The organism is Paenarthrobacter sp. NPDC092416, from assembly GCF_044755025.1.
In the GTDB taxonomy this organism is placed as follows: Bacteria; Actinomycetota; Actinomycetes; order Actinomycetales; family Micrococcaceae; genus Arthrobacter.
This window is the reverse complement of the sequence record NZ_JBIVQG010000001.1, coordinates 173,719-199,394: the sequence shown is the minus strand read 5'-3', so window position 1 is coordinate 199,394 and position 25,676 is coordinate 173,719. Positions and strand designations below refer to the sequence as shown.

At 61.6% G+C, this 25,676-nt stretch carries 19 protein-coding genes; 6 read left to right on the top strand and 13 right to left on the bottom strand.

What is annotated here, in order from left to right; translation table 11 throughout:
- Positions 1 to 42: 42 nt before the first annotated feature.
- The 3 genes from ACIQC5_RS00880 to ACIQC5_RS00870 form a co-directional block, all read right to left on the bottom strand.
- Entirely contained in the window at positions 43 to 1,506 is a 1,464-nt protein-coding gene (locus ACIQC5_RS00880) for a YdiU family protein (RefSeq protein ID WP_400277748.1), read from the bottom strand.
- Between the two features lie 43 nt (positions 1,507 to 1,549).
- Positions 1,550 to 1,927 carry a hypothetical protein gene (locus ACIQC5_RS00875; protein WP_400277746.1) on the bottom strand — a complete coding sequence of 126 codons (378 nt, stop codon included), beginning with the start codon at positions 1,925 to 1,927 and terminating at the stop codon, positions 1,550 to 1,552.
- A 116-nt stretch (positions 1,928 to 2,043) separates the two neighbouring features.
- Positions 2,044 to 4,392: a glycosyltransferase family 2 protein gene (locus ACIQC5_RS00870; protein ID WP_400277744.1), complete on the bottom strand. Its 2,349-nt coding sequence runs from the start codon at positions 4,390 to 4,392 to the stop codon at positions 2,044 to 2,046.
- A 221-nt stretch (positions 4,393 to 4,613) separates the two neighbouring features.
- On the opposite strand from ACIQC5_RS00870, the gene ACIQC5_RS00865 reads away from it, so the two are divergent.
- Both ACIQC5_RS00865 and ACIQC5_RS00860 read left to right on the top strand, forming a co-directional pair.
- Entirely contained in the window at positions 4,614 to 6,179 is a 1,566-nt protein-coding gene (locus ACIQC5_RS00865; protein ID WP_400277743.1) for a glycosyl hydrolase family 18, read from the top strand.
- A gap of 53 nt (positions 6,180 to 6,232) precedes the next feature.
- Positions 6,233 to 7,777, top strand: coding sequence for a hypothetical protein (locus ACIQC5_RS00860; RefSeq protein ID WP_400277741.1), 1,545 nt, complete (start codon positions 6,233 to 6,235; stop codon positions 7,775 to 7,777).
- Between the two features lie 11 nt (positions 7,778 to 7,788).
- Here ACIQC5_RS00860 and ACIQC5_RS00855 read toward each other — a convergent pair whose 3' ends face one another.
- The 6 genes from ACIQC5_RS00855 to paaA are packed head-to-tail and all read right to left on the bottom strand — an operon-like array spanning position 7,789 to position 12,614.
- Complete coding sequence (locus tag ACIQC5_RS00855; protein WP_400277740.1) at positions 7,789 to 8,568, bottom strand: enoyl-CoA hydratase/isomerase family protein; 780 nt, start codon at positions 8,566 to 8,568, stop codon at positions 7,789 to 7,791.
- A 9-nt stretch (positions 8,569 to 8,577) separates the two neighbouring features.
- Positions 8,578 to 9,783, bottom strand: a complete 1,206-nt coding sequence (gene paaE / locus ACIQC5_RS00850; RefSeq protein ID WP_400277739.1) for a 1,2-phenylacetyl-CoA epoxidase subunit PaaE — start codon at positions 9,781 to 9,783, stop codon at positions 8,578 to 8,580.
- Positions 9,784 to 9,791: 8 nt separating this feature from the next.
- Entirely contained in the window at positions 9,792 to 10,337 is a 546-nt protein-coding gene (paaD, locus tag ACIQC5_RS00845; RefSeq protein ID WP_400277737.1) for a 1,2-phenylacetyl-CoA epoxidase subunit PaaD, read from the bottom strand.
- 5 nt (positions 10,338 to 10,342) lie between these two features.
- A complete protein-coding gene (paaC, locus tag ACIQC5_RS00840) occupies positions 10,343 to 11,263 on the bottom strand; it encodes a 1,2-phenylacetyl-CoA epoxidase subunit PaaC (RefSeq protein WP_400277736.1) in 921 nt (306 codons plus the stop codon).
- Complete coding sequence (gene paaB / locus ACIQC5_RS00835) at positions 11,260 to 11,622, bottom strand: 1,2-phenylacetyl-CoA epoxidase subunit PaaB (RefSeq protein WP_400277735.1); 363 nt, start codon at positions 11,620 to 11,622, stop codon at positions 11,260 to 11,262. The genes paaC and paaB overlap by 4 nt, the downstream gene beginning before the upstream one ends.
- Complete coding sequence (paaA, locus tag ACIQC5_RS00830; protein ID WP_400277733.1) at positions 11,619 to 12,614, bottom strand: 1,2-phenylacetyl-CoA epoxidase subunit PaaA; 996 nt, start codon at positions 12,612 to 12,614, stop codon at positions 11,619 to 11,621. The genes paaB and paaA overlap by 4 nt, the downstream gene beginning before the upstream one ends.
- Before the next feature lie 179 nt (positions 12,615 to 12,793).
- On the opposite strand from paaA, the gene ACIQC5_RS00825 reads away from it, so the two are divergent.
- Complete coding sequence (locus ACIQC5_RS00825) at positions 12,794 to 13,411, top strand: low molecular weight phosphatase family protein (RefSeq protein WP_400277731.1); 618 nt, start codon at positions 12,794 to 12,796, stop codon at positions 13,409 to 13,411.
- 139 nt (positions 13,412 to 13,550) lie between these two features.
- Here ACIQC5_RS00825 and ACIQC5_RS00820 read toward each other — a convergent pair whose 3' ends face one another.
- Complete coding sequence (locus tag ACIQC5_RS00820; protein ID WP_400277729.1) at positions 13,551 to 14,522, bottom strand: LysM peptidoglycan-binding domain-containing protein; 972 nt, start codon at positions 14,520 to 14,522, stop codon at positions 13,551 to 13,553.
- A gap of 383 nt (positions 14,523 to 14,905) precedes the next feature.
- On the opposite strand from ACIQC5_RS00820, the gene ACIQC5_RS00815 reads away from it, so the two are divergent.
- The 3 genes from ACIQC5_RS00815 (at position 14,906) to ACIQC5_RS00805 (ending at position 21,305) form a co-directional block, all read left to right on the top strand.
- A complete protein-coding gene (locus ACIQC5_RS00815) occupies positions 14,906 to 16,588 on the top strand; it encodes an alkaline phosphatase D family protein (RefSeq protein ID WP_400277727.1) in 1,683 nt (560 codons plus the stop codon).
- Positions 16,589 to 16,836: 248 nt separating this feature from the next.
- Complete coding sequence (locus ACIQC5_RS00810) at positions 16,837 to 20,385, top strand: response regulator (protein ID WP_400277726.1); 3,549 nt, start codon at positions 16,837 to 16,839, stop codon at positions 20,383 to 20,385.
- Entirely contained in the window at positions 20,382 to 21,305 is a 924-nt protein-coding gene (locus ACIQC5_RS00805) for a diguanylate cyclase (protein ID WP_400277724.1), read from the top strand. The genes ACIQC5_RS00810 and ACIQC5_RS00805 overlap by 4 nt, the downstream gene beginning before the upstream one ends.
- A 58-nt stretch (positions 21,306 to 21,363) precedes the next feature.
- Here the strand turns inward: ACIQC5_RS00805 and ACIQC5_RS00800 are convergent, their stop codons facing one another.
- The 3 genes from ACIQC5_RS00800 to ACIQC5_RS00790 all read right to left on the bottom strand — a co-directional run bounded on the left by ACIQC5_RS00800 (position 21,364) and on the right by ACIQC5_RS00790 (position 25,634).
- Positions 21,364 to 22,587 carry a hypothetical protein gene (locus ACIQC5_RS00800; protein WP_400277723.1) on the bottom strand — a complete coding sequence of 408 codons (1,224 nt, stop codon included), beginning with the start codon at positions 22,585 to 22,587 and terminating at the stop codon, positions 21,364 to 21,366.
- A 141-nt stretch (positions 22,588 to 22,728) separates the two neighbouring features.
- Positions 22,729 to 24,036: a hypothetical protein gene (locus tag ACIQC5_RS00795; protein ID WP_400277722.1), complete on the bottom strand. Its 1,308-nt coding sequence runs from the start codon at positions 24,034 to 24,036 to the stop codon at positions 22,729 to 22,731.
- A 14-nt stretch (positions 24,037 to 24,050) separates the two neighbouring features.
- Complete coding sequence (locus ACIQC5_RS00790) at positions 24,051 to 25,634, bottom strand: ArnT family glycosyltransferase (RefSeq protein ID WP_400277720.1); 1,584 nt, start codon at positions 25,632 to 25,634, stop codon at positions 24,051 to 24,053.
- Positions 25,635 to 25,676 lie beyond the last annotated feature (42 nt).

The following is a 25,676-nucleotide window of genomic DNA, read 5'->3' as shown; positions in this document are numbered from 1 at the left end:
GAGGTGGCGGCAGCGGCGTCGTCGTACGTGTGCTGTGGACGTTTACGTGCCGCAGAACGTCCGGTAGGGGCCAAAGCTCTCCGGAGCCGGGGCTGCGTAGTGTTCCAGCCCTGGCCGTTCGGAGTAGGGGGAATCTACTGCTTGGAGCAACCGTTCCAGTGGGCCTGTGTCCCCTTCCGTGGCGGCGGACAGTGCTTCTTCTACCAGGTGGTTGCGCGGGATGTAGATGGGGTTGGCCCGATCCATGGCATCAGCATCCGGCGTTACAGCCCGCCAACGTTCCAGCCATGCATCGAACGCTGCCAGGTCAACGATCATGCCGCGGGCGGGTTCAGCGTGCCCACGGGCGGCCTTTCCGAGGCTCCGGAAAAATGACGTGTAGTCCGCGCGTGATTCCTGAACCAGCCCGAGAAGCTCGTCAACCAGCTCGGACGCCACATCGTGGTCAACACGGTCGCTGACGCCAAGTTTGGCCTTCATGCCGTTGAACCAAGAAGCGCTGTACTGCTGACGGAACCCATTAAGCGCCTCAACGGCAAGCGCCACTGCCTGCTCCTCATCGTCGTGGATAAGAGGCGCCAGTGATTCGGCGAAACGGGCAAGGTTCCACTCCGCCACAAGCGGCTGGTTGCGATAGGCATAACGCCCTGACTCATCGATGGAGCTGAATACCGCTCCAGGATCGAAACCCTCCATGAATGCGCAGGGGCCGTAATCTATGGTTTCGCCAGACACTGTCATGTTGTCGGTGTTCATAACCCCGTGCACGAATCCCACCAGCATCCACTGCGCCACGAGTCTCGCCTGAACCGATATGACGTCCCTCAGGAGGCCAAGGTAACGGTTGGCTTCCCCGGCCGAGGACGGGTGGTGACGTTCGATCGCGTTGTCAGCAAGACGGCGAAGCAGACCCAAGTCATCGGTGGCCCTGGCGAATTGGAAACTGCCCACCCGCAAGTGGCTGCCGGCCACCCGGGTCAGAACCGCCCCGGGAAGGAGCGTCTCACGCTGAACGGGACGGCCTGTCGCGACCACGGCAAGGGACCTCGTGGTGGGAATGTTCAAAGCATGCATCGACTCACTCACGATGTACTCGCGCAGCATGGGACCAACCACTGCCCGGCCGTCACCGTTTCGGGCAAAAGGCGTCCGCCCCGAGCCCTTGAGGTGGACGTCGCGGAGCTTCCCGTCAGCGCTGGCGATCTCACCCAGCAGGAGGGCACGCCCGTCCCCCAAACGGGGTGAATACCAGCCGAACTGGTGACCGGAGTACGCCTGGGCCACGGGATTCGCTTCCTCCGGGACGGCATTACCGATCAGCAGCCGTACGCCCTCCGGGCTCCGGAGAAAATCAGGGTCAAAACCCAGTTCGACGGCGAGTGGCTGGTTGAGTACCAGAAGCTGCGGATCAGGCGCTTCCTCCGCCCGCCAAGGAATAGCCATCTCCGGGAAGTCCCGGGCGAAATGTCCCTCAAGCAAAGCGGTGGGATGCGCAATGTGGCTCATCATTCAAGGATATCGAGGTGCTGTGGTGCTCAGGGCATGGTGCTCAGGGCTGGATGTGACGCCTCAATGCGTCAAGCGTGGTCTCCGGCGAGGTGTTGAAGCAGAAAGAGATCCCGGGTGATTCTGCACTGCACACGTTGATAACCCGTTCGAAGAGTTCGGTGTACTCCGGGATCATCCTGATGCCACCACCGATCATCACCAGGCCGAATCGATCCCGGACGAACGCTGCACGAACCTCTGCCTCGGCCTCGTCGGGCGAGGTGCCGATCAGGCAGGACACGGCATCAAAACCCGCAGCGATCGTCGCGCCGAAGCCAGCCTCGATCCGCTCGGTCATGGTTGCCTCATCAAGACCGGGCGGCAGTTTGCTGTAGTCGAGCGCCCCGGCATGGATACCGATCATCAGGATTCGAGTCATGGTGCCACTGTGCCACGCAGTGAAATGTTTGTCTGCTTCCCGCCACGGCGCCCACGCCTGCCGCAAGCTTCCGAGAGCGCAGATCGGCTCCAACTGGAGCCAGTTTGACACTGTGCTCAGCGAAGCGAGATCCGCCGTCGGCGGTCTGTGCCGCCGCGGAGGTCCCTATTAAGCCTGCGGTCGCCGTGGTAAAGAATAGATTCCCAGTCGACTTCCTCGGCGGTTTTGGGTACTACCAGGGAGCCTGCAGGGACCTTGGATTTGGGTGTGACGTAGAGCCAGTTGATGGCCCCCAGGAAGACATCCACCACCGAGTTCCACAGACCGATGTAGGCCTGGATGCAAATCATGGCCAACACGGCATTCAGTGAAGCGAAAGCGACGTTGCCCCAATTGCCCTGTTCCGCGTCTCTCCAGATAGTCAGTACCGAGAACGCGACAATGGCATACGGAGTCAAGACATAGATGGCCGGCGCTGCTGTTCGATCCTTGACTTTGGGGGTGCGGACAAAGGGGATCTTGTCGCCCGTAAGACCCTGCTGGAGCGACTTCAGCACGCCCGCCAGGTTGACGGGAAGCAGGATGAGGTTGAACCCGTAAATCCGGAAGATATCGGTGAAACGATGGCCGCAGTCACGAAGGTCGGAGCCCATGCACAGGAAGTATGGGAGGGCGGCAACGAAAACTGCGGGACTGAGAAGCCTGCTGTCGTATGGGTACGCCAGCAGGAAGAGTAGCCCGAAGCTGGCCCAGGAAATCGATACCATGTAATTCACCCGCAGCAGCACCTCGCGAATGAGGATCCTCTGATGTTGGCTGCGCCGCTGCGAAAGCTGGTCCAAAAACTTCGGCAGGATCAGCAATCCGCCGTTGGCCCAGCGCCGCCGCTGAACCACCAGTGAACCAAAGTCAGGTGGGGTGGCGCTGTAACTCAGGCGCTCCGGGTAATTGACGAGGGTCCATCCATGACTTCCCAAGTCGATGCTGGATTCCGTGTCCTCAATGACAGTACGGTCCTGAATGTAGGTTCGGATTTCGAACCCACCAACCGTCTCCACTTCAACGATGTCTTCAAGTGCGCGTTTTCGGATGATCGCATTGGCGCCCACCCAAAACGTTGCCCCGTAGAACGTCAGTCCTTGATGCAATATGTGCTGGATGTCTGTGGTGGCACCGGCGATCCTTTCGATCCGGGTAGGGGCGCCACGGAACGAGGAATACGGTGTTTGCGTCACGGCCACCCGCTCATTGCCTGCAGATTCCAGGAAATACACCAACCGCAAGCAATAGTCCCGCAACAGCAGCGAGTCCGCGTCCAGGGTCAGCAAATATGCGCTGTCAGGAACCACCAGGTCGTCCTCGCGCGGAACATGGGAGGGACGCAGCACCAGACTTCGCGCCGTCTCCTCCACTCTCCACCGTTTGCCCATCAGGGAGATGTAAGCGTTGAGGTTCATGGCTTTGTTGGCCTCATGCGAAAGGCTGGCGTAGCGCTTACGCTCGAATGTCTCCGTCCGTACGTTGAAAATCCAGGTGAGACGAAGGTAAAGCTGCTCCATGCGTTCGGGGCTGGGCGCGGCGTTTTGGGCTTTCGCGGCATTTAGTGCCAACAACACCAGCCGAAGTTCGCGGGCCAGTCCCATGATGACCAAGTCCACGAAGAACTCGTCCACATGGTCCTGGACGGCTTCGGCCTCGGCCATTGCTTCCAGCCACTCCACGGCCGCCTCATACTCGCCGATCAGCACCTGAAGCTCCTCCGCAGGGGAAGCCACCGGCAACGTTGACCCATGACTCCCCCGGAAAGCGGCCAGTGCCCTATTCGTGCGGGCGGCTGGTGCTGCCAGGGCATTTGCGATCTGGCCAGCCAACGCACGGGTCTGTTCGAGGCGTTGTATTTTCTCGGATTCAGTCGGGTGAGGTGGATCATCCAGCAGCAACACCACACGCAGATCCGGAAACTCTTGGAGCGCGGCAGACCAAAGAGTTGCCCGCACAACATGGGGCTCCTCAGCATAGGACGGCACGAGTACCGTCACGGCCTGGTTGTAATCGGCAAAATGGTTATCCAGTTCGCCCCGGGGCACCCGACGGTGCTCCTTGAATCGATAGAGCGCCCCCTGCCGGGCCATGAGGTACATGAAAGCCGAGAACGTGAGGAAAGTGACGACGATAAGGTATGAAATCGACTCAAATCCGAACCGGAACCCGGAATTCGCATTATCCACAAACTGCCGAATGACGGTGGAGACGACGTAATAAATCCAAGACGCCGCCGTCACCAACATGGCCACCCGGCCGAGTACGATCTTTCGCGCCGACGGCGCAGGATGAACGATTGCCAAGGGCTCGGAACGACGCTCCGATCCCCATTGCCGTTTGCGTCCTGCACTTTCCAGCCGGTCATTTGGAAGCGTACTGGGATCCCGTGCGAGATCCGGTGAATCAACCAACTGGTCTGTCATAATTCCCCATCAGACTGTGAACCGGGCCCCGCGGCCCGGCACGGCTGAACGTCCGCCTTTTCCGAGCCAAGACGACGCCGATTGCCCCTTATAGTAATCGATGGCAAGGGCCTTCCCATTCCCCGTTTCGTCGATGGAAATCACTGGCATGACTTCGGGCCGCGTCGCAGTAATCTTGCATTTATTGGGCTCCAAATTCCGGCATCAACGTGGGGGTATTTATGTCGAGTCACTTTCCTGGGCGGAAGCTGTCCTGGGTTCGGCTCTCCGTGCTCCTGGCGGTGATAGCGGCAGTTGCAGGAGCCGGCGTCGTTTCCTGGCGAACGTACGTCGATTCCCGGGCGGCGGCAGCAACGCCGTCGGTCTTCAACGGCTACGTTGACGTGACAGCCACCCCCAAGTACGCATTTGAGCAGCCAGCCACTGAGGACACAAAGTCCGTGGTTTTGTCTTTCATAGTGGCCGATGCAAAAGATGGATGTGCGCCCTCCTGGGGGTCCTTTTACAGCCTTGACGCAGCCGCAACTGATCTGGATTTGGACCGACGCATCGCGAGATTGCGGCAAAACGGCGGCGACATCGCCGTATCCTTCGGCGGACTATCAAACCAGGAACTGTCCACCGCGTGCACCGATGACACCCGGCTGCAGGACGCCTACTCAACGGTAGTGGACCGCTACGGGCTGACCACGATTGATCTGGACATGGAAGGCGCCGCGCTGGCAGACAAGAACGCAATAGCGCGGCAGGCCAAAGCCATGGCCGTCCTGCAACAAAACCGTCAGGCGCAGGGCAAAGGCCTGTCCCTGTGGCTCACCCTGCCCGTGTCTCCGGCAGGGCTCACAGCGGAAGGGACGGCCGCCGTCGAACAGATGCTGGCTGCCGGAGTAAAACTAACCGGAGTCAACATCATGACCATGGACTATGGGGACAGCCGGGCGGCCGGCCAATCCATGCTTCAGGCGTCCATCGCGGCTGCGGAAGCAACCCACGCCCAGCTGGGCGACATCTACGCCAACGCAGGACAGGACCTGGGTGCACAGACACTCTGGCGCAAGCTGGGCCTGACCCCCATGATCGGCCAAAACGACATCGTGGCCGACGTCTTCACCCTGGAGGACGCCCACGGGCTTCACGACTTCGCCCAAAACAAAGGCATAGGCAGGATGTCCATGTGGTCTTTGAACCGGGATGCAGAATGTGGTCCGAACTATCCCACACTGTCCGTGGTGTCCGGCGCGTGCAGTGGCGTGCCACAGGGCGGTACCCGCTTCTCCTCCGCACTGAGCGCCGATTTTGGATCCAAAGCCACCACCGCCCCCAGCCCTGCCCAGTCAACGGGCACAGCCACGGCAACAGCGGTAATCGACGACCCCGCCACCAGCCCCTATCCAATCTGGTCCCCGGCGGCCACCTACGTGAAATCGAACAGGACCGTTTGGCAGGGCAACGTCTACGAGGCGAAATGGTGGACGAAGAACGAGGCGCCGAATGACCCCATTCTTGACGGAGCCGCTGCGCCCTGGAAGCTGATCGGTCCTGTCCTTCCCGGCGACCGGCCCGCACCCGAAATCACCGTTCCCGCCGGAACATATCCCGAGTGGTCGCCCGAAACCATTTACCACAAGGGAGACAGGGTGATGCTGGGCCAGCACGTATTCGAAGCCAAATGGTGGGTCCAAACACAGAGCCCGGAAGCGGCGCTGCAGGGCTCTACGGACTCGGCATGGATGAAACTCGCAAACGAGGGACTCACCAAACCAATCTCCGGAGCGGCGGGTGGGTAATTGCCTCCGACGTACGCAACCAGACGAACCATCTAAATTTCCTTGGGGGAACCATGAAATTGTCAGCCACTCGTGGATTCGCCGCATTGAAATCTGCGGGGCTCGCCATCACTGCCGTTGGGGCGGCGATGGTGCTGTCGGCATGCATCGCGCTTCCCCTGCCCGGCCTGCCCGTTGCGACTACGCCACCCTCAAGCAAGGCGCCCGAGGCGCGAAGCATGGAGATCGCGACGGCGGCCTGGGAAGTTGCGCTCGAACCCATCGGACAGCCGGTGGTCACCGACGGCGTTGCCTTGGTTTACGCAAAGACCCCTGCCGGAGTTGCAGCCCATGCCATTTCAGTTTCGAACGGCAAGGAACTGTGGACACAGCCCGTTCATCCGGGGTATGCGGCGCCTGCCATTCCCCTTGAGCCTGCAGTTACCAGGACCGCTGCAGGCACGAGCGCAGCGGTCTTCCTGCAGGCTGCGACTCCCCCGGCCAATAATGGCGGCGTCACGTGGTGGACTGCTCCCGTGGCCTTTGACCTGAAAACAGGCAATGAGCTCTACCGTGGCAGGCCAGAACTGGTCAGCACCCGTCCCTTTGCCTGCGACGACCACGTGGACATGTGCTTTATCGCCTTTGATGAAACATCCCAAACAGTGGAGCACTGGGTGGACTTGGATTCCGGCGAAGATCTGGCCGGTCCCGAAATCAACCCACTCACGGGGAATTTCCGGCCGGTGGGCAAAGAACTGTACTCGGTGGTGGCGAACGGCATCGAAACGCTGGCCCACGTCTCCTACGGCGAAGTGCTTTGGGAAGTTGAAATCGAGAAAATCTTTGGCAAAGGGGCCAGCACCGGCATGGGCTGGCACTTCACCTACTCTGAAAAGCTGGATCTCTACGTCGGCTCCGTTGGAATCAACCCTACGGATTTTTCACCCGACAAATTTACAGAGCAAACCTTCTCACTAAACTTGCGCGAAACGGCCAAGACCGTAGGCTTCCGGGCTTCAAGCGCACGGATTCTGTGGACAGCGGACGGCTCACAGGTGGAATGCTCCAAAACCATTGGCACAGTAGCGACGAAGCTGGAGGGTGGCGACGCATTCCCCATTCGATGTGAGTACACCGAGGGGTACATTGAATTTCCCGCGGGCAAGTACAGAGGTGCCAAGTCGAAGCTGGTCGGCTACGACCCCCTGACCGGCGACGCCGCATGGGAAACCGAGCCCATGGATGTCGGCTGGAACACGAGGGAACTCATTCCTACAGCAAGTCGCGGCGATCTGGTGATTGCGGGCGTCCCTAGGAGCGTGAATCTCTTGGACACCCGGACCGGCAAGTTCCGCGGGGCAAGCTTCGAGGACGTGTTTGTCTGCCTGAAGGAGACCACCTACACGTCACCTCCAAACGGACCCTACGAGGACCAGCCTGGCGGTGTCATCGGCGCTGGCTCGGTTACGGGTTTTCCATGCATGAAGAGTGGCACGGCCGTCCCAGCACTCACATACGGTGCGCTCACCGACCTCACCACTGCGGAGGACGGCATGGCCGTGATCTCGTTGGAAGGAAAAGTGGCCGGGTACAAGCTTCTGAACGAATTTACATAAGGAGCTGAGAACTACCCCTTGAAAACCGGCGCCCGCTTCTCCTGGAACGCCCGGAAGCCTTCGGCGTAGTCGTCGGTCTTGCACAGCCGTGCCTGCTCGGTGTTTTCCTCGGTCATGGAGGCCCACAGGCCCAGGCGCTGATCACGGATGTGGGCCACGAGTTCCTTGGACGCAACAAACGCTTGAGTCGCCCCGGTCGCCACCCGTGAAACGATCTCCCTGGTCACGGGCAAGAGTGAATCGGCAGGCATCGCGCGGCTGAACATCCCCTGTTCCACAGCTTCGGCGCCGGAAATGAGGTCGGCCGTGTAGATCAGGTCAAGCGTGCGGTGCATGCCAAGGCGCTCGGTAAAGTACCAATGCCCACCGGAATCCAACGTGGCGCCGAGCTTCGCAAAGGGTGAGCCGAATTTGGCATTGTCCGCCACGTACACAACATCGGTTGCCAGCAGAAGTCCCAGCCCAACACCCAGGCAAGCGCCATGAGCAGCAGCAAAAGTAGGTGCCGGGAAAGCTGCCATCTTCTTGAGCAGCGGTTCCACAAGACCACCCAGGTAGGCCTGCGCGTCATCGGTCTCAGGAGTAACCGCAGCGATGTCGCGGCCGGCGCAGAAGGCGCGCCCCTCTCCGCGAAGCAGCAGCGCCCGCACCTCACCGCGTGAGGCGGCGGCAGCAGCGTCGTCGTACGCCTTATCCAGTTCCGCAAGCGCGTCCTCGTTGAGCGAGTTCAGCTTTTCCGGGGCGTTGAGGACAATTTCGGCAATACCGTTGGCAATGGAGAGCTCGATCATGGGGACTCCTTAGACGTCGAAGTCGACGGTAACTTCTTCGCTGGTGGGGTGGGACTGGCAGGTGAGGACGTAGCCCTTGTCCAGCTCGTCCTGCTCAAGGGCGTAGTTCTCGTCCATGGTCACCGTACCGGTGATCAACTTGGCGCGGCAGGTACCGCAGACGCCACCGGCACACGCGAACGGAACATCCGGGCGGACGCGGAGCGCGGCGTTGAGGATGGACTCGCGGGCGTGCGTGGGGCTCGCGACATCCCCCGTGAGGCCGTCCAGCTTGAACGTGATCTTGAACGTGTCCTGCGACTCGTCCTCCACAACGGGACGTCCGGAGTGGCCTTCGGGACGGTCCGGACGACCCGTGGTGAACAGCTCGAAGCGGACATGTTCCGGCTCCACACCACGGGCAGCGAGAGTATCGCGGCACAACTGCACCAGCTCGAACGGCCCACAGAGGAACCATTCATCAACGTCCTCGGCATGAATCGCGCTGCTGAGCAGGGCCTGCAGCTTCTCGGAATCGATGCGGCCGGTCATCAGCGGCGCGATCCGCTGCTCGCGGGACAGCACGTGGTGCAGCGCCAGGCGCGACGGGTACTTGTCCTTCAGGTCCGCCAGCTCCTCCAGGAACATGACGTCCATGGCGGCCTTGTTGGCGTAGACCAAGTCAAAACGGGTGTCCGGGTTGGCGGCGAGCAGCGTCCGCGCAATCGCGATCACCGGCGTGATGCCGGAACCGGCTGCGATCGCCACGAAACTACCGGCACCCCCGGCCAACTCCTCGGGGTGGTTCATGGAGTTCATGACGTTGTGCTGGACGGACGAACCGTCCTTACCGTGCCGCGAAATGAACGCACCCTGCGGGCTCATGACGTCAAGGACGTCGCCAGCCTTCAGCTCGGCATTGGCCCACGTGGAAAAAATGCCGCCAAGGTCCTTCTTGATGGCCACGCGGATCTCGCTGCTGCCGTCCTCGAAACTGCGCGGCTCTGCGCAAATCGAGTAGCTGCGGCGGACCTCATGGGGCTCACCGTTCTCATCGGGAAGCGTCGTGCGCAACGCGACGTACTGACCGGGGAGGTAGTCGTACTGCCCGGCCAGCTCGACGGGAACGCCGAACGTGACCTCGATTGCGTCGTCCGTAAGGCGGCGGACTTCCGAGACGGTCAGGTTATGGAAAGACGCACGACGGCGGCTGGCTGTCTGGGTTTCGGTGGTCATGGAATTCCTTAGAGGACTTTGAAGTAGTCGAACGGTTCCTTGCAGTCCTGGCAGACGAACAGCGCCTTGCAGGACGTGGAACCAAAGCGGGTCAGCTCCTTGGTGTTCAGCGACGAACACTGCGGGCACTTCACGGCCAGGCTCAGGCGGACGGGGCCCGAGTGGCCACCGGCCTTTGAGCTTCCCGTGGGAGGGGCGATGCCGTACTCCTGCAACTTGGCCTTGCCGGACTCGGTCATCCAGTCCGTGGTCCATGCCGGAGCGAGCACCAGGTTGATGTCCACGCTGGCGTAGCCTGCTTTTTCGAAAGCCTTGCGCAGATCGTCCCCGATCGCGTCCAACGCCGGGCAGCCCGAGTAGGTGGGCGTGATGGTGACCTCGACGGCGGTACTTGCCGGGCCGCCGTCGTGCAGGTCTGTTGCTTCTGTGACCCGCACGCCGCGGAGGATCCCCAGGTCCTCGATGGTGAGGACCGGGATCTCCGGATCGCAGACCGTGGACGCGATGTCCCAGGCCCGTTGCTCTTGTGTCTGCATTTCTGAACGGGCAAGCATGCTGGTCACCAGCTCGCGCCGGGATGTTCGCGGGCAAGCACCTGCATCTCAGCAAGGATGTAGCCCAGGAACTCGGAGTGCTTGCCGCGGCGTCCACCGCCCAAAGACTGCGGGACGCCGGGGATTTCGAGCTCGGCCTCGGCCATGATCCCGCCCGTGAGGCGGTCGAAGTCGGCGCGAAGGCTGGAGGGCTGCACGGCGACGCCGGCCTCAGCCAGACGCATGGTGAGCTCGTCGTCTTCGAAGAGTTCGTCAACGTACGGCCACACGAGTTTGAAGCCCTGAATGATGCGCGCGCGGGACTCGTCCGTGCCACCAGCCAGGCGCAGCACCCACTGAGCGCTGTGGTCGCGGTGGTAGTCCACTTCCTTGACGGCCTTCGCGGAAATGGCTGCGATGGTGGCGTCCGTGGACTTCATGAGCCGCGTATAAAGCTCGTACTGGTAGTAGCTGACGATGAACTGGCGCGCGATGGTCACCGCGAAATCCCCGTTGGGCTGCTCGAAAAGGTGCGCCGAACGGAACTCGTGCTCACGGCGGAAGTATGCGAGGTCGTCCTCGGACTTGTCCCACGCAGCACCGGCATACGTCAGGAACGAGCGGGCGTGGCCCAACTGGTCCAAGGCGATGTTGCCCAGGGCGATGTCTTCCTCGAGTTCAGGTGCGCGGGAAATCCAGTGGCCCAGGCGCTGAGCGAGGATCAGGCCGTCGTCGCCGATTCGCAGCGCAAATTCCGCCACGTCTTCGGTGGGTTTGACCTCGCCGCGGCGGATCTCCAGGGCGATGTCCTCAGGACGCAAAGCATTGCCCGGTGTGATGCGCGTGGCGCTGGCTGAACCGTCACCGGAAGCGCCTGCTCCGTGGACGCCAACGGAGATGTCGCCGTGGCCCTCGATTGCGAAGTCAGTTTCGTGGTTGGTGGTCACAGGTGCTTCACGCCTTCGCTCTTGGTGTAGTACGTGGCGTGGCGGTAATCCTTGCCCTGCGGGGACTCAAAGAAGGAACCCTTGGAGTCCGGATCGCTGGAGGAAATCGCCTCGGCCGGGACAACCCAGATGGAGACGCCCTCGTTGCGGCGGGTGTACAGATCGCGGGCATTCCGGAGCGCCATGGCTGCGTCAGGTGCGTGCAAGGAGCCGGCGTGCACGTGGGAAAGACCACGGCTGGAGCGGACGAAAACTTCCCAGAGGGACCAGGGGGCTTCGTGGTGCTGTTGTTCGGTGGTGACCCCGGCAACAGGGGTCCCCGGCCGGGCTTGCGAGGTTGGGGAGTCGTTGGGGATCATGCTGCGTGTTCCTTCTGTGCTTGCTTGCGGGCGTACGCAACGGCGGCTTCGCGAACCCAGGCACCGTTTTCGTGTGCCTCACGGCGGCGCTCGATGCGCTGCGAGTTACAGGGGCCGCGGCCGGCCAGGACTTCCTTGAACTCGTTCCAGTCCAAGGGTCCGTGCTCCCACTTCTTGGTTTCTTCGTTGAAACGGATGTCCTTGTCCGGGAGGGTCAGGCCGAGGACACGGACCTGCTCCACCATCATGCCGACGAACCGGCTGCGCAGTTCATCGTTACTGAACCGCTTGATGTTCCAAGCCATGGACTGCTTGGAGTTGGGTGAATCGTCATCCGGCGGGCCGAACATCATCAGCGACGGCGCGTACCAACGGTTCACGGCCTCCTGGGCCATCTGCTTCTGCGCAGGCGTGCCATTGGAGAGCTCAAGCAGGATCTCGAAACCCTGGCGCTGGTGGAACGACTCTTCCTTGCAGATGCGCACCATTGCGCGTCCATAAGGACCGTACGATGCACGGCACAGCGGGACCTGGTTGCAGATGGCAGCACCATCAACAAGCCAGCCGATGGCTCCCATGTCTGCCCACGTCACGGCTGGATAGTTGAAGATGGACGAGTACCGGGCCTTGCCGGCAATCAGGTCATCCATCATCTTGTCCCGGGTCTGGCCCAGGGTTTCTGCCGCCGAGTACAGGTACAGGCCATGGCCCGCTTCGTCCTGGACCTTGGCCATGAGGATGGACTTGCGCTTCAAGCTCGGGGCGCGGGTGATCCAGTTGGCTTCCGGCTGCATCCCGATGATTTCCGAGTGTGCATGCTGCGAAACCTGACGCAGCAAAGTCTTGCGGTAAGCCTCCGGCATCCAGTCGCGCGGTTCGATGCGCGAGTCTTCCGAGATGATGCGATCAAAGTACGCCTTACCGGCCGCCTCCCGCTCTTGCTCTTCCGGGGACAGCTCAGCGGGCACTGATTGCAGATTCTGCGATGCCATGGTTGCTCCTAATAAATTACCGACCGTTCGTTCAGAATATGCGGAGGGGGCGATTTCCGTCAAGCTTTCCGGGCGGGTTGCAGGTCACCTCCGGATGTTGACAAGGACTCGTCGGGGACCACGTGTTAACTTGGGGTTGGACCGCCCCGTCCCGCACGTCACATGGAAAAGAGCTTTACGTGGAATCGCAGCAACCGTTCCGGATCCTCACAGTCTGCACCGGAAACATCTGCCGCTCACCGGTGGCGGAACGGCTCCTGCAGGCAGGACTTGATCAGGTTCAGGCGGGCGCCTTTGAAGTGCGAAGCGCCGGAACGCGGGCAATGGTGGGCGACCCAATCCAGCCTCTTTCGGCTGACATCGTCCACAACTTCGGTGGCCGCTCCGAAGCTTTCGCAGCGCGCCAACTAAATTCCAGGATTCTCCGGGAAACCGACCTGGTCCTGGCCATGACGCAGAAACATCGCGGCGAAGTTCTTCAACTGGATGCTTCCCTGCTGAAACGCACCTTCACCATCCGTGAGTTCGCCCGGATGCTCGCCGTCTTGGAATCGCGAGAAGTGGCATCGGACGCAGACGCCGCTCCCTCAGCGTCGATCGGCGACTTTTGGCGTTCGCTGGCAACCAGGGCTGCATCGGTCAGGCATCTCGCACTGCCGGGAGACCCTTCCGAGAACGACGTCATCGACCCCTACCGCCGAGGCGAAGATGCCTACCGACAGATGGAAGACGAACTTGCTCCGGCCATTCTTGGCATCCTTCGCTACGCACGGATAACGGCGCCGGCAACCCGATAGCAGACGCCGTAGGTGCCGGCACCCGCACCACACTTACAGACGCCGAAAAGCGGAGAGCGCCGAATCGACGCTCCCCGCTTCTTGGGGTTCCCTAAATTCACATCACCGCGCGGCCACTCAATGACTCGCGGCCACTCAATTAGTTGAGGGCGATCACCAGCATCTGGTTGGTTCCAGGAATGCAGGTCTGCAGGACTGCCCGCGGGAACCCACCGAACACGGCAGCCACATTGTTGGTGGTGCCGCCCTGGGGTACTTGTCCGCGAGCTGACACAGTGTATGTGCCGTAACCCGCGATCGTGACCGTTTGGCCCACGCCGATTCCCGAGAACCTTGCCCAGCCACCGCAGAAATCGTGCTCGGTGATAAAGAGCGAATAGCCGTCGGTTGGGGTGAAATGGATCGGCCCAATGCAGGCGTCCACCAAGGACTGGCCTCCGGAGCCGGCTACGTAGATGGTCCAGCCGGCCGGCGCAGCTGCCGGTGCCGGAGCAGCCTGCGCTGGTGCGGCAGCTTGGGCTGGTGCCGCGGCTTGCGCTGGTGCGGCGGGTGCCGGCTCGATGAGTGGAATTGCCGGCCCAGTGAGCTTCAAAGTCTGTCCGGGCATGATCACCGAGTAAGGACTCAGGCCATTGGCGGCCAGCATCGCGCTGACGTCCACGCCGAATCGTGCCGCAATGGAGCTAACCGTGTCTCCGGAAACAACCGTGTAGATGTTGGGGTCCGCTGCGGGTGCGGCAGGTGGAGCCGGCTCGGCCGCCACAGCCGGTGGGGCCGCGGCTGGTTCGGCCGCAACGGATGGAACGGCCGCGGGCGCCGCAGCTTCCGGAGCGGGGGCCGATGCTTCGGCCGTGGCGCTTGTGGAGGCAGAAGGGGATGCCTCTACTGATGGCACGTCCGACTGTTCGTTGGTCACCGTCAGGCCGACGACGGAGCCCGGGTTGGTTGTCCACGAAATCACCCAGAACAACAACGGGACAAGAAGTCCAATTGCTGCCAGCAGGGTGACCGTCACCAGAGGCATTTTGGACCTCCCGAATCGCGGGGACCGAGCACTGATGGGCGTTGTGGTTATGGGCGGAATGTGGGAATCGAGATCATTCATATTCATGGGGAATCCTGGGGAACCTAGGCCGGGACTGCACGCAAAGGAGGGCCGTCGCAGCCCAAAGGCTGTGCGCGGGCAGTAATGGGAGGAGCGCCGCTCGCAATTGCGAGAGGGGCGGACCACCGATGAGCCGGTGGAACGGAAATTCAGAAAACCCTAGGGAATTTCAATCGTAGAAATTGGCCAAGGTGACCACACGAGTAGGAGATACTCGTCTTTCTGCAGTACCGGCGCGATTTGCTCTAGGTATTACGCAATTTTCGTCGTCGCACCACTTGCTCAGTACTCACAAATGAAGTAATGCCGCTTCGATTACCCGCGGTGGGGTCCGATTTCCTTCACCTGAGCCTCACCCTCTGTTCATTGCGGCCCTGAACAGTGGAACCATGACTGACCTCTCGCGCCGCACCCTCGTCAAAACGTCCCTCGCCACCCTTGCCCTCGCCGGCGTGGCCACCGGCACCGCCGCCCCTGCATCGGCCGCCCCTGCTTCCGGAGCCCCGTCCGCTATCCCCCTGGTCCGTAAGCGCCTCACGCTGCCCAATGGGATCGCCACGGGTGACGTCACCTCGGACTCCGCCGTGCTGTGGTCGCGCGCGTCCGGGCCCGGTCGGATGATGGCCCGCCTCCAAGCAGTGGACAGCGCCGGCCAAGTCCTTCAAGGACGCTACGGATTCAGCCGCACTATCCAAGGACCGCTGGCCAACGAAGCCAGCGACTTCACCGCCAAGATCCATGCGAAGAGCCTCCCCGCAGGTACGCGGTTCGCGGTGGAACTCAATTTCGAGGACGAGAATGGCCTCGGCGAGGCAGTCAAGGGAACGTTCAGCACAGCGCCCGGTTCCGCTGCCGGAAAGTACGACGGCGGCACTGAAGACGCGCGCGGGGGCGGCAGTCCGTCGTCGTACTCCCAAAGCTTCGTGTGGACCGGCGATACCGCCGGCCAAGGTTGGGGCATCAACGAGGACCTGGGTGGGATGCGCGGCTACAAGGCCATGCACGCCACGCGCCCGGACTTCTTCATCCACTCCGGGGACACCATCTACGCCGATGGCCCCATCTCCGCCACGGTCACCGAAAAGGACGGCCGGGTGTGGCGGAACATCGTCACGGAGGAAGTCTCCAAGGTGGCCGAGACCCTCAAGGAATACCGCGGCCGACACCGGTACAACCAGATGGACGCCAACATGCTCGCCATGTTCGCGGACGTCCCGGTGATCGCGCAGTGGGACGACCACGAAACCACCAACAACTGGTATCCCGGCGAAATCCTGGACGACGCCCGATACACCGAGCGCGACGTCAACGTGCTCGCTGCGCGCGGCCGCCAGGCGTGGCAGGAGAACATGCCGATCGCTGACTCGGCGGCGCTATGGCGCCCTGGAACGTTCGACGCCGGGCAGTACCAACCTGCGCGCATCTATCGGAAGATTTCCCGCGGCCCGCAGCTGGACATCTTTTGCCTCGACATGCGGACGTTCAAGTCCCCCAACACTGACGGCAAAGAACCGTACGCCACCAACATTCTGGGCCAGGAGCAGGTGGACTGGCTCATCAAGGAAGTGCGGAAATCCAAGGCCACGTGGAAGGTCATCGCAGCTGACCTGCCGTTGGGCATCATCGTGCCGGACGGGGCCGTGAACCAGGAAAGCCTGTCCAACCGCGACAACGGCGCTCCCCTTGGCCGGGAACTGGAAATCGCAGGAGTGCTGAGTGCCTTCAAACGGGATGGCGTGAAAAACGTTGTGTGGCTCACTGCTGACGTCCACTACTGCGCAGCCCATCACTACTCCCCCGAGCGGGCCACCTTCACGGACTTCGATCCGTTCTGGGAATTCGTAGCCGGCCCCATCAACGCCGGCTCGTTCGGTCCGAATGCCATGGACGGAACGTTCGGCCCCGAAGTGGTGTTCGCCAAGGCCGGGCGTTTCCCCGGCGAGTCACCGCGGGATGGCGAGAACCAGTATTTCGGGCACGTAGCCCTTGGCCCCGACGGCACGTTCACGGTGAGCCTCCGCAACGCCAACGGCGCCGTGATCTTCTCGAAGGCCCTCACCCCCGCTCACTAGCCCAACTGAGTCGCATTTGTGCGCGTTTTGAACGCTCAAAACGCGCACAACTGCGACTCAGTTGGGGTTTCACGGTGCGTCACGTTTGTGTGTTCCCAGTCACTTAAGGCCCGGTTGGGCGTATGCTTCCCTCAGCGCGAAGGCAAGATGCGTTGTTCGCTTTTGGTGGGGCCACTTTTGAAGGCAGGGGTTCAGTGGCAGGAGTGAAGCACGAGGTTCTTCCGGTGCGCTTGCAACCGGTTCGGGACATGCCGTTTTTCCTTATCGCGACCGCACTGTGTGCGGTCCTCTTGGCCGTAGGGCTCGGCAGCGGCATTGGAACGTCGACGGCGCAGCTTGCGGGCGATCTGGCGTTGCTGGTCGCAGTCCTAACAGCACTGGTGACGCACGCCCGTGCCGCACTGCAACGCCGCGACAACACCACTGGGCGATTGTTCGTGGTGGCCGGACTGGCGCTGTGGTCGGCAGGAATGTGCATCTGGACGTACTACGGCATAACCCTCGACCATGTGTATCCCTTCCCGTCTTTGGCAGACATCGGCTTCGTCTGGTACGCGCTGCCCGTTTCGATCGGCCTGTTCTTGTTGCTCCGGGGGAAGGGGCTCCGTCTCCCGCTTCGCCGCACCATCCTGGACGCGGGTGTAGTAGCCAGTTCAATGTTCTTTATCGTCTGGAGTTCGTTGCTGGGGCCATTGGCCGGTGAAACCGGTCAAGACCCCCTCGCGCTGGCGACACAAATGGCCTACCCGATTGCCGACGTCTTCATGGTCTCCGTAGTGATCGTCCTGACCATGCGGGCAGCCCGCGGCCGACGCCTTCCTTGGCTATGCCTCGGCATCGGATTCTGGGTACTCGCCATCACGGACCTCACATATGTCCGCTTGACCATCGAAGGCGTGACTGGCGTCACGGGCTCGCCGCTGGCTCTGGGTTGGGTGGTGGCATTCCTTTTGGTGGGGCTCAGTCCACTGGTTCGGGAAGCGGACCATTCCAGCAAGGACGGGCGGGCTTACGCCGCGATGCTGGAGCTGCTGCCCTACCTGCCCGTGTTCAGTGCAGTGTTCTTCTCGCGCAGCCGCCCCATCGCCGGTGATCCGATCCTTTTAGTGACCGGGCTGACTGTGGTGGTGTTCGTGATCGTGCGGCAGGTGCTGATCGTCGTCGAAAATGTGACGCTGACCAGCGAGCTTGAATCGAAAGTCGCCGAGCGGACAGCGGAGCTGGAAGGCCTCGGGGCAATCGTGAACTCGTCCGCCGACGCGATTGTGGGCGAAACCCCCGACGGTTTCATCACCAGCTGGAACCCCGGAGCCGAGCGCATCTACGGCTACCCCGCCACCGACGCAATCGGCCGGCACAGCGACTTCTTCATCCCGAAAGACCTGCTGGAAGAAGAACGCGCTGTCCTGGCCACCACCGCGCTGAGCGGCCACGTCCACAACTATGAGACCCACAGGCGGCGCGCTGACGGTGTCATCATTCCCGTCTCAATCACCATGTCCCCCGTCCAGGGCGAGACCGGCATCCGTGGTGTCGCCACGATTTCCCGGGATATCACCCAACGACGCGAGGCGGAGGCCGAACTCATGGCCGCCCGTGAAGCGGCGTTGGAATCCAGCCGCCTCAAATCCGAGTTCCTGGCCACCATGAGCCACGAAATCCGGACCCCCCTCAACGCCGTCATCGGCCTCACTTCCCTCCTGATGGGCACGCGCCTCAACGAGGTCCAACACCAGTACGCACAAGGCGTCAAGGGCGCGGGCGAGGTCCTGCTGACACTCATCAACGACATCCTGGACTTCTCCAAGCTCGAAGCCGGCAAGGTTGATTTGGACGTGGCCGCGTTCGATCCCCGTGCTCTGGTGGAAGAGGTTGCAGCTTTGGTTGTGGAAGCTGCGCAGGGCAAGGACCTCGAGCTGGTTTCCTACTGCCACCCGGACGTTCCTGAACAGCTCATGGGCGACGCCGGCCGCATCCGGCAAATCCTGCTGAACCTGGCATCCAACGCAGTGAAGTTCACTCCGTCAGGCGAGGTGGAGATCCAGGTTTCGGTGGTCGATCAGGTTACGGACGACGCCGGAACGCACGACGCCGGCACGGGTCACCGGGGTGCCGGGCACGCGGGCACCGGCACAGCCTCCCTGCGCTTCGAGGTACGCGACACCGGAATCGGCATCAGCGCTGCCGACCATCAGAGATTGTTCGAGTCTTTCGCGCAAGCAGATGCCTCCACTACGCGTCGCTACGGCGGTACGGGCCTTGGCTTGGCCATCTCCCGGCGGCTGACCGAAGTCATGGGCGGCGAAATCGGCCTCGATAGCGAGGTAGGTGTTGGCAGCAAGTTCTGGTTCGTCCTGGACCTGCCCATTGGCCCCTCCGTACCCGAGACCGCCCGGCCCCTGCCCGCCACGCTCACAGGCCGCAAAGTCCTGGTGGTGGACGACAACGCAACCAACCGCTTGGTGCTCGAGGCGCAACTGGCCAGTTGGGGCATGGTGCCGGTGGCCTTTGCCGATGCCCGCTCCGCCCTGGATGCCTACCGAGCCGCGGTTTCCACCAGCCACCCCTACGACATTGCCGTGGTGGACATGTGCATGCCGGACACCGACGGCCTCGAGCTGGCCCGCCAGATCAACGCGGACGGCAATGGTGTGCCGGAATTCATCCTGCTGACCTCCACCATGCAAGTGGACAGGGCCAGCCTGACCTCGGCAGGCATCCAGGAGTACCTCACCAAGCCGGTTCGCAGCTCGGAGTTCTACAACCGGCTGCAACGACTCATGGCGTCCAAGCCCATCGGCACGTCAACCGTTACACGAGCGAAAGCCCCAGCTTCGCAGTGGGTCTCACCCGCGGAGGATTCCACGCCCGAAACGCTACTGCCGAGGCAGCTTGGCAGGCTTCTGGTGGCTGAGGACAACGAGGTCAATCAACTGGTTGCCCGCGGCATGGCCAACCGCCTTGGCTACGAGGTAGACATCGTCGACGACGGCGCCCAGGCCGTCGCAGCCACCCTGTCCGGGAGGTATGTGGCCGTGCTCATGGACTGCCACATGCCAGTGATGGATGGTTTCGAAGCCACCCGGACCATCCGAACCCGCGATGCCTCAATCGGCAGAATTCCCATCATCGCCATGACGGCCGGAGCCTTGAACGAAGACCGCGAGCGCTGCCTGGCCGCCGGCATGGACGACTACATCAGCAAGCCCGTGGATATGGACAAACTGGGCTCGGTCCTTGCCCGTTGGGTGCCCCAGCCGGATGCTGCCAGCGATGCGGCGCAGGCGGGAGCGGCGCAGGTGGAGGCAGCGCGGCCGGATGCGGTGCTGCTGGCTGTGACGGGGCAGCCGACCGAAGCGTCGCCGTCGGCAACAGGGCAACCGGGCGAAGCGCCGCCGTCGAACGCTGAACCCGAAGAAGGCCCAGCAGTGGCCGCTGTTCTTGATCACGGACGCCTGGAGATCTTGCGCGAACTCGGACCGGCAGACGGCTTTGGTCTGTTGCCGGAAGCCGTCAAGGCCTTCAAACATGAATCCCAGCGGGGGTTGCTATCCCTGGACGCGGCAATGCAGGACGGACAAGCCCCGGCGGTGGAAGCAGCAGCCCACAAACTCGCTGGAGCAGCCGCGAACATCGGGGCGATCGAAGCGGCAAGTTTATGCAAGGAATTGGAGCGACTCGGGCGCGACGGCGCCGCGGATTTGGGGACCCGTGGGCTTGAAATCCTCCAACGACTGCACGCAGAACTCGCCCGGGTGGACAACGCCCTGGAGCGCATGATGTTGGGAGCGCCATGAAAGTCCTCATTGCGGATGACGACCTCATCTCACGGATGATCACCAAGGCTGCCGTGGAGCAGTCCGGTCACGAATGCATTGTCGCGACCGACGGTGATTCAGCGTGGGAGCTCTTCAAGGAGCACAGTCCCGAGGCCGTAGTGACTGACCTGATGATGCCTGGCCTCAATGGGCTGGACCTCTGCCGCAACATCCGGGCGTCAGAGGAAGACTCTTATACCTACCTGATCCTGGTGACATCCCATGGGTCCAGGGAGGATGTGCTGACAGGCATGGAAGCCGGCGCGGATGACTACGTCACCAAGCCCCTGGACCCTTTCAGCCTGCACATCCGCCTCTTGGCTGCGCAGCGGATTACCTCACTGCACGCAGACCTGGCCCGCTACCGCTCAGCACTCACCGAACAAGCCCGCACCGATCCGTTGACCAAGCTGCACAACCGCTTGAAGCTGACCGAAGACCTGGCCCAACTGCACGCGCGCAGTGATCGCTACTCGCGGGACTACTGCCTTGCCATGGTGGATGTGGACAACTTCAAGAGCTACAACGACATCTACGGCCACCAAGCCGGCGACGCCGCACTCGTGTCCATCGCCGCCACTCTGGCCGGCCAGGTCCGGCAGACCGACGGCGTGTACAGGTTTGGCGGGGAGGAGTTCCTGATGGTGCTCCGTGAACAGTCGGCGGCGAGCGCTCACGGTGTCCTGGAACGCGTCCGCTCAGCGGTCTTGGAACTCAAGATTGACCATTCCGGAGATCCAGACGGCATCTTGAGCATCAGTGCTGGCGTGTCCGCCTACACGGACGGGCACAGGGCAGGGACCGAGCAACTGCTGCGCGAGGCGGACCTGGCCCTCTACGCAGCCAAGGCCGCGGGCAGGAACCGGGTGTCCCTGGCCGATGCCCTCCGCTCAGAGTGACCAGCAACTTCACTGGTGGAGGTGAGGCACAGCGGTTACCTGCCTTATCCTTCGCGCGTCAGCACACCGCGCTCTGAATATTGCGGGCATTTACATTCCCTGTGCCAGCCGGAAGGCGGTAATCACCTGAATTGCATGCCGTATTGTCTGTCATCGTCACGTAAGTCACCGGGCGCTCGAAGTCCACCGCCCCGCCGGTGGTCTTGATGTCGTTGTTTTTGAAGGTATTCCCTACGACCTGGATGTGGTGGATTTGCTTCGTACCGTCGTAATAGGCGTCGTGCAACCCCCGAGGCGAACCCCAAACGGTGTTACCTGTGATGTCAATGTTGTAAACAACCCCGGATCCTCCAGCAAGGTCAATCCCGGCGCCGTGACGGCCTCCACGCACGTTGTTATTGGCAATCCTGATGTCATGAACGTCCTCATCGCCGTACGTGTGAACGGCGATACCGTCGTCTCCGTCAGTGCCCTTGCGCTGGTCCACTACGTTTCCAACAATGTCCCCGTTGCTCGTGTTCATCGCATGAATGCCATCCAGTTCCACGTACTTTCCGCTGGTTGCCGACTGTGTGCTGCTGTCCTTAACACACCAATTCTCACCACCAACAAATGCGATGGAGTACGTAAAAGGGTTCCTCGTATGAACGCTTTGGACGAGCGAATTCACTGAATTGCGCACGTCAATCACGTACTCATTCAGGCGGCCAGACACATTGCCGTTCAACGAGTCACCTGATTGGTCTGCCGTGAAGTTGGAGAGGGTAGTATTGTCGGCGCCTGCTGTCGTCACGATCGGATATCCACCAGCGGGGCCGTTGTTACTAGTGAATGAAGGACCAGCTTTCAGGATCGTTTCAGGGCCTACACCTTCAAGCTTGACGTTGCTCTCCATCCGCAACTTGCCATTGATAATGAACGTGCCGGCAGGGATTTTTACCACTCCCCCGCCAGCGATTCCGGCCGCGTTAATTCTGCCTTGGATACTTGCAGTATCGTCGAGCGCATCGTTCGGAGTGGCGGTGACGCTATAAATGCTGGTCGAGCTGCTACCCGTGGCACCGCTTAACGAACACGACGACGATGTGACCGTGAGGGCTGCGGCACCTTGAAGGGAAGTAGCTGCTGCTGGGGCAGCGGTTGACGCGAGAACACAAAGAACAACCACGGCGCTTCTCATAGCGGTCGTACTGCGGGCAACGCGTCCTTTCCGGCGCGATGAGTGACTAGCGCCGTCGGGAGACGGCCAGTCGAAGATAATACTGCCTTTGAAATTAGCCACCGGTGTCAGTCTCCTCTGTGTTTTCGGCCTGGATGCGACGAGGCGTCCGTTCGTTGAGTGAGCGCACCTCGGTGGAAGTGACGTGAACTTTGGATTTTCTTTGGTGCCGCTCTTCTATAGCTCCGACTGTTTTCGGGGGCGTCACTGCTGAGCCGGGGGCTGCAACCTCTGGATGACTTCCTTGTAGTCCTCAGTGGTAACACCGCTGCCTTCGTCATCAAAGAGGTTCTCTTCGAAGCCGAACAGGAACATGGTCATCCCACATTGCACGGCGTACCCCGGAGCATTGCGCAATTGTTCAGCAAGGCTGTGTGATTGCGGTGAGCCGCCGGTGAAAGGTGCATTGGGAGGACCGGGGTTTTCACCGACCAGTCCCAGCCCGGCTCGCCGAGCCAAGGCGCTCGTGTACCGGTGGGAGGACCACCGTGAGACATCTTCCATCAGCATGCTCTCGTCGTCAGTGGGCAGGCACTGATCTTGCCGCGGAACGGCCGCGGCTGCACTCACGGCCGAGACGTCATCCAAGCCCGTGAAGTCCACGTCCACCCCTGGCAACGTTGCGAGCGCAGCGAAGTGAGCAGAATAGTCCAGGCCGCGTTCTTGGGCGCCATCCGGATTGGCCCGGCCATCCAAGCGTCCTTGCATGGCTAGTGCTTTGTCATTCGGCAAGACTCCTCGACCCGCAACGGGAACATGCATGCGCCCTTGATAGCCAAGTTTCCGTAGCTCGCGTATCTGCCATACGACTGCGTCCACCGTAGATCCGGCATACCAGTCCCACCACCGTTGGACCTGCTCGTCAGTTACGGACCGCCCGTGCCATGAGCTGGAGCCCGGAACCCACCCCGGCATGGGAGAAGGCGCAACGCCTTCAGCCAAACCGATGCCGTACTGGGGGGCGTCACCAAATGCCCAGTACTCGCGGTCATGTCCACCGTCACCGGGCCCTGGGTACCCCAGCTCCCCGCTGGCATTCGTCCCGACTCGTATTGCCGCTATGCCCTCAAACCCTAGGTCCGACGCAACAAGGGCCAAGTACTTTTGCGCCGCATCCCGCACTTTGGCACTGAATACGAGCTCGGACCCCTCGTCCTTTGGCACGCCCCCTGCGCTTCCCCGCAGCACACCTCCGGGCAGACCCCTTACCCAATCAGGCGGGTAATGCAGGCCAGGGGAGAGGACCACAGCCAGGCCAGCCTCACGGCAGCGGTTCAGTCGTTCGCGAACCTCTGCCACGTAGTGATGGTCCACCCGTCCGGCTCCCGGCTGGTACCGATCCCATGCCAAGGGTAATTCCACTACGGATACGCCGGCCTCCTGAAGTTCTGCGAGGCGTTCAGGTGTGCACGATGCACCCAGAACGCCGAAAGACAAGAGTTCTGCCGCCGGATCGGTCTGCACACCACAACCGACGATCACAGATGTTGTCATCATCAACAGCAAGGCCACACGAAGCAGGCTTCTCACGGGTAGCCGCCGGTCACAGGAGGGACGTTCAGTCCGCCCGCGACAGCGGCGTCCAATTTTGCGCGGTCCAACTGCCACACAACGGTGTCGCCTGACGTTGGTCCGCTGAAAGTGAAAACCGGTTGGGCGTTGTCCTGCAGCCAGTCCAGGAACTCAGGTGCGGCGAAGCCGTAGCCCTCGCTCAGTTGTCTCCCCTGTGTCAGGACATATTGCGCCTCGCGGTCATGCAGGGACTGCAAGGATGGCAAGACCTCCCACCCCTCATGCGGCATGAGCGCGAACTCACCAGTTACTGACGTCAAACCCACCTTGGAGGACATGGGCAGCTCGGCGTTCATCCAGTCCCGGGCACGGACAAGCCCGTCATCGACTACTGATCTTGCCTGAACACCCAGAAAGAGGCTGAGTATGGTCATGATTGCTGTGGCAGGCATGACGAGCGCCCGCAGACGGGGACGCCATTGCACCACCATCACAGCGGCTACGGGCACCGAAACCAGGGCAGCCAGCACCACGCAGTAGCCAAACTGTTCCTCTGCCGCCCCGAAGAAGACGGAGTAGATACCCACCAAGCCGGTAAAAAGCGAGAACAATCCAATAGCCCTCCGTTCCACCAGCGCAGACATAGCAGTTACTGCCCCAGCCACGATGGAAAGGCCCAGAAGCAGATAGCTGGTGCCGAAGCGTCCGACCAGGTCAATGAGCCGGTCTGCAAGGCTAACGCTGTGGACTGAATTGAAGCCTGTCATCTGAACGACGCCCATCATCCGTAGGACGCCCACCGATTTTTGTTCAATGAACTGCGGAATCAGCCCGCTGGCAGCGATCAAACCCAGATAAACCAGATAGGGAACTGTGGAGCAGACGAGGATTCGCAAGGCTGTTTGGAGGGGCACGGTTCTGCGCCAGACCACCGCGGCAAGCAACGGAACCACGGTGAACACGGCAGTCATGTCTTTCGTGGCGATGGCCAGTCCGAAGACCAATCCGGCGCTGATTTCAAGCCACAGGCGGGTTCGCCCCGACTTACGGTCGAGCAGCAACAGGACCAATAACCATCCCGACAAGACCGCCAGGCCAGCTGGAGTCTCCATCATCAACCGCCCATCCATGCGAAGGACAAACGGGTCGCTGGCCAGAATGACGCCAGCAACAACGGCAGGCCCAACACCCACCAGACGGCGAACCAACAGGAAACAGACCACCACCGCAACTGCTCCGAGAACACTATTGACCCAGCGCAACTGCAACGCCAAGTCCATGGAGTGGCCTTGGAGGCCCAGCACGCGGATGACCACTGCGTTGAGGGCGTAAGAGCCCGGAGGATGCAGGAAAAACGGGGTGCCAAGGATTGATGGCATGTGGCCATCCGCTATTTGCCTTGCAACGTCTGCGTAGGTTACTTCGTCAATGAAGACGTCATTGGCCTGTTGAACACCGAACAGCCGGAAGACCGTGGCCAGCAAGCCTACAAGGACTGCAACCCACAAGTGTGCCCGCAACGCCCGCTGAGAGGCACGGGCAGACCTCCGCGCCCGCCCACGGGGGGCAGTGACTTCGAGTTGGTAAAGCGAATTCATAATGCCCCTTATGTGAAGCGAAAAAGTCCTGAAGTAGAGGAA

What these genes read in the sequence shown, in the direction of transcription:
- ACIQC5_RS00880 (WP_400277748.1), bottom strand. Translation starts at nt 1,506, where the DNA reads ATGAGCCACATTGCGCATCCCACCGCTTTGCTTGAGGGACATTTCGCC.
- ACIQC5_RS00875 (WP_400277746.1), bottom strand. Translation starts at nt 1,927, where the DNA reads ATGACTCGAATCCTGATGATCGGTATCCATGCCGGGGCGCTCGACTAC.
- ACIQC5_RS00870 (WP_400277744.1), bottom strand. Translation starts at nt 4,392, where the DNA reads ATGACAGACCAGTTGGTTGATTCACCGGATCTCGCACGGGATCCCAGT.
- ACIQC5_RS00865 (WP_400277743.1), top strand. Translation starts at nt 4,614, where the DNA reads ATGTCGAGTCACTTTCCTGGGCGGAAGCTGTCCTGGGTTCGGCTCTCC.
- ACIQC5_RS00860 (WP_400277741.1), top strand. Translation starts at nt 6,233, where the DNA reads ATGAAATTGTCAGCCACTCGTGGATTCGCCGCATTGAAATCTGCGGGG.
- ACIQC5_RS00855 (WP_400277740.1), bottom strand. Translation starts at nt 8,568, where the DNA reads ATGATCGAGCTCTCCATTGCCAACGGTATTGCCGAAATTGTCCTCAAC.
- paaE (WP_400277739.1), bottom strand. Translation starts at nt 9,783, where the DNA reads ATGACCACCGAAACCCAGACAGCCAGCCGCCGTCGTGCGTCTTTCCAT.
- paaD (WP_400277737.1), bottom strand. Translation starts at nt 10,337, where the DNA reads ATGCTTGCCCGTTCAGAAATGCAGACACAAGAGCAACGGGCCTGGGAC.
- paaB (WP_400277735.1), bottom strand. Translation starts at nt 11,622, where the DNA reads ATGATCCCCAACGACTCCCCAACCTCGCAAGCCCGGCCGGGGACCCCT.
- paaA (WP_400277733.1), bottom strand. Translation starts at nt 12,614, where the DNA reads ATGGCATCGCAGAATCTGCAATCAGTGCCCGCTGAGCTGTCCCCGGAA.
- ACIQC5_RS00820 (WP_400277729.1), bottom strand. Translation starts at nt 14,522, where the DNA reads ATGAATATGAATGATCTCGATTCCCACATTCCGCCCATAACCACAACG.
- ACIQC5_RS00815 (WP_400277727.1), top strand. Translation starts at nt 14,906, where the DNA reads ATGACTGACCTCTCGCGCCGCACCCTCGTCAAAACGTCCCTCGCCACC.
- ACIQC5_RS00810 (WP_400277726.1), top strand. Translation starts at nt 16,837, where the DNA reads ATGCCGTTTTTCCTTATCGCGACCGCACTGTGTGCGGTCCTCTTGGCC.
- ACIQC5_RS00805 (WP_400277724.1), top strand. Translation starts at nt 20,382, where the DNA reads ATGAAAGTCCTCATTGCGGATGACGACCTCATCTCACGGATGATCACC.
- ACIQC5_RS00790 (WP_400277720.1), bottom strand. Translation starts at nt 25,634, where the DNA reads ATGAATTCGCTTTACCAACTCGAAGTCACTGCCCCCCGTGGGCGGGCG.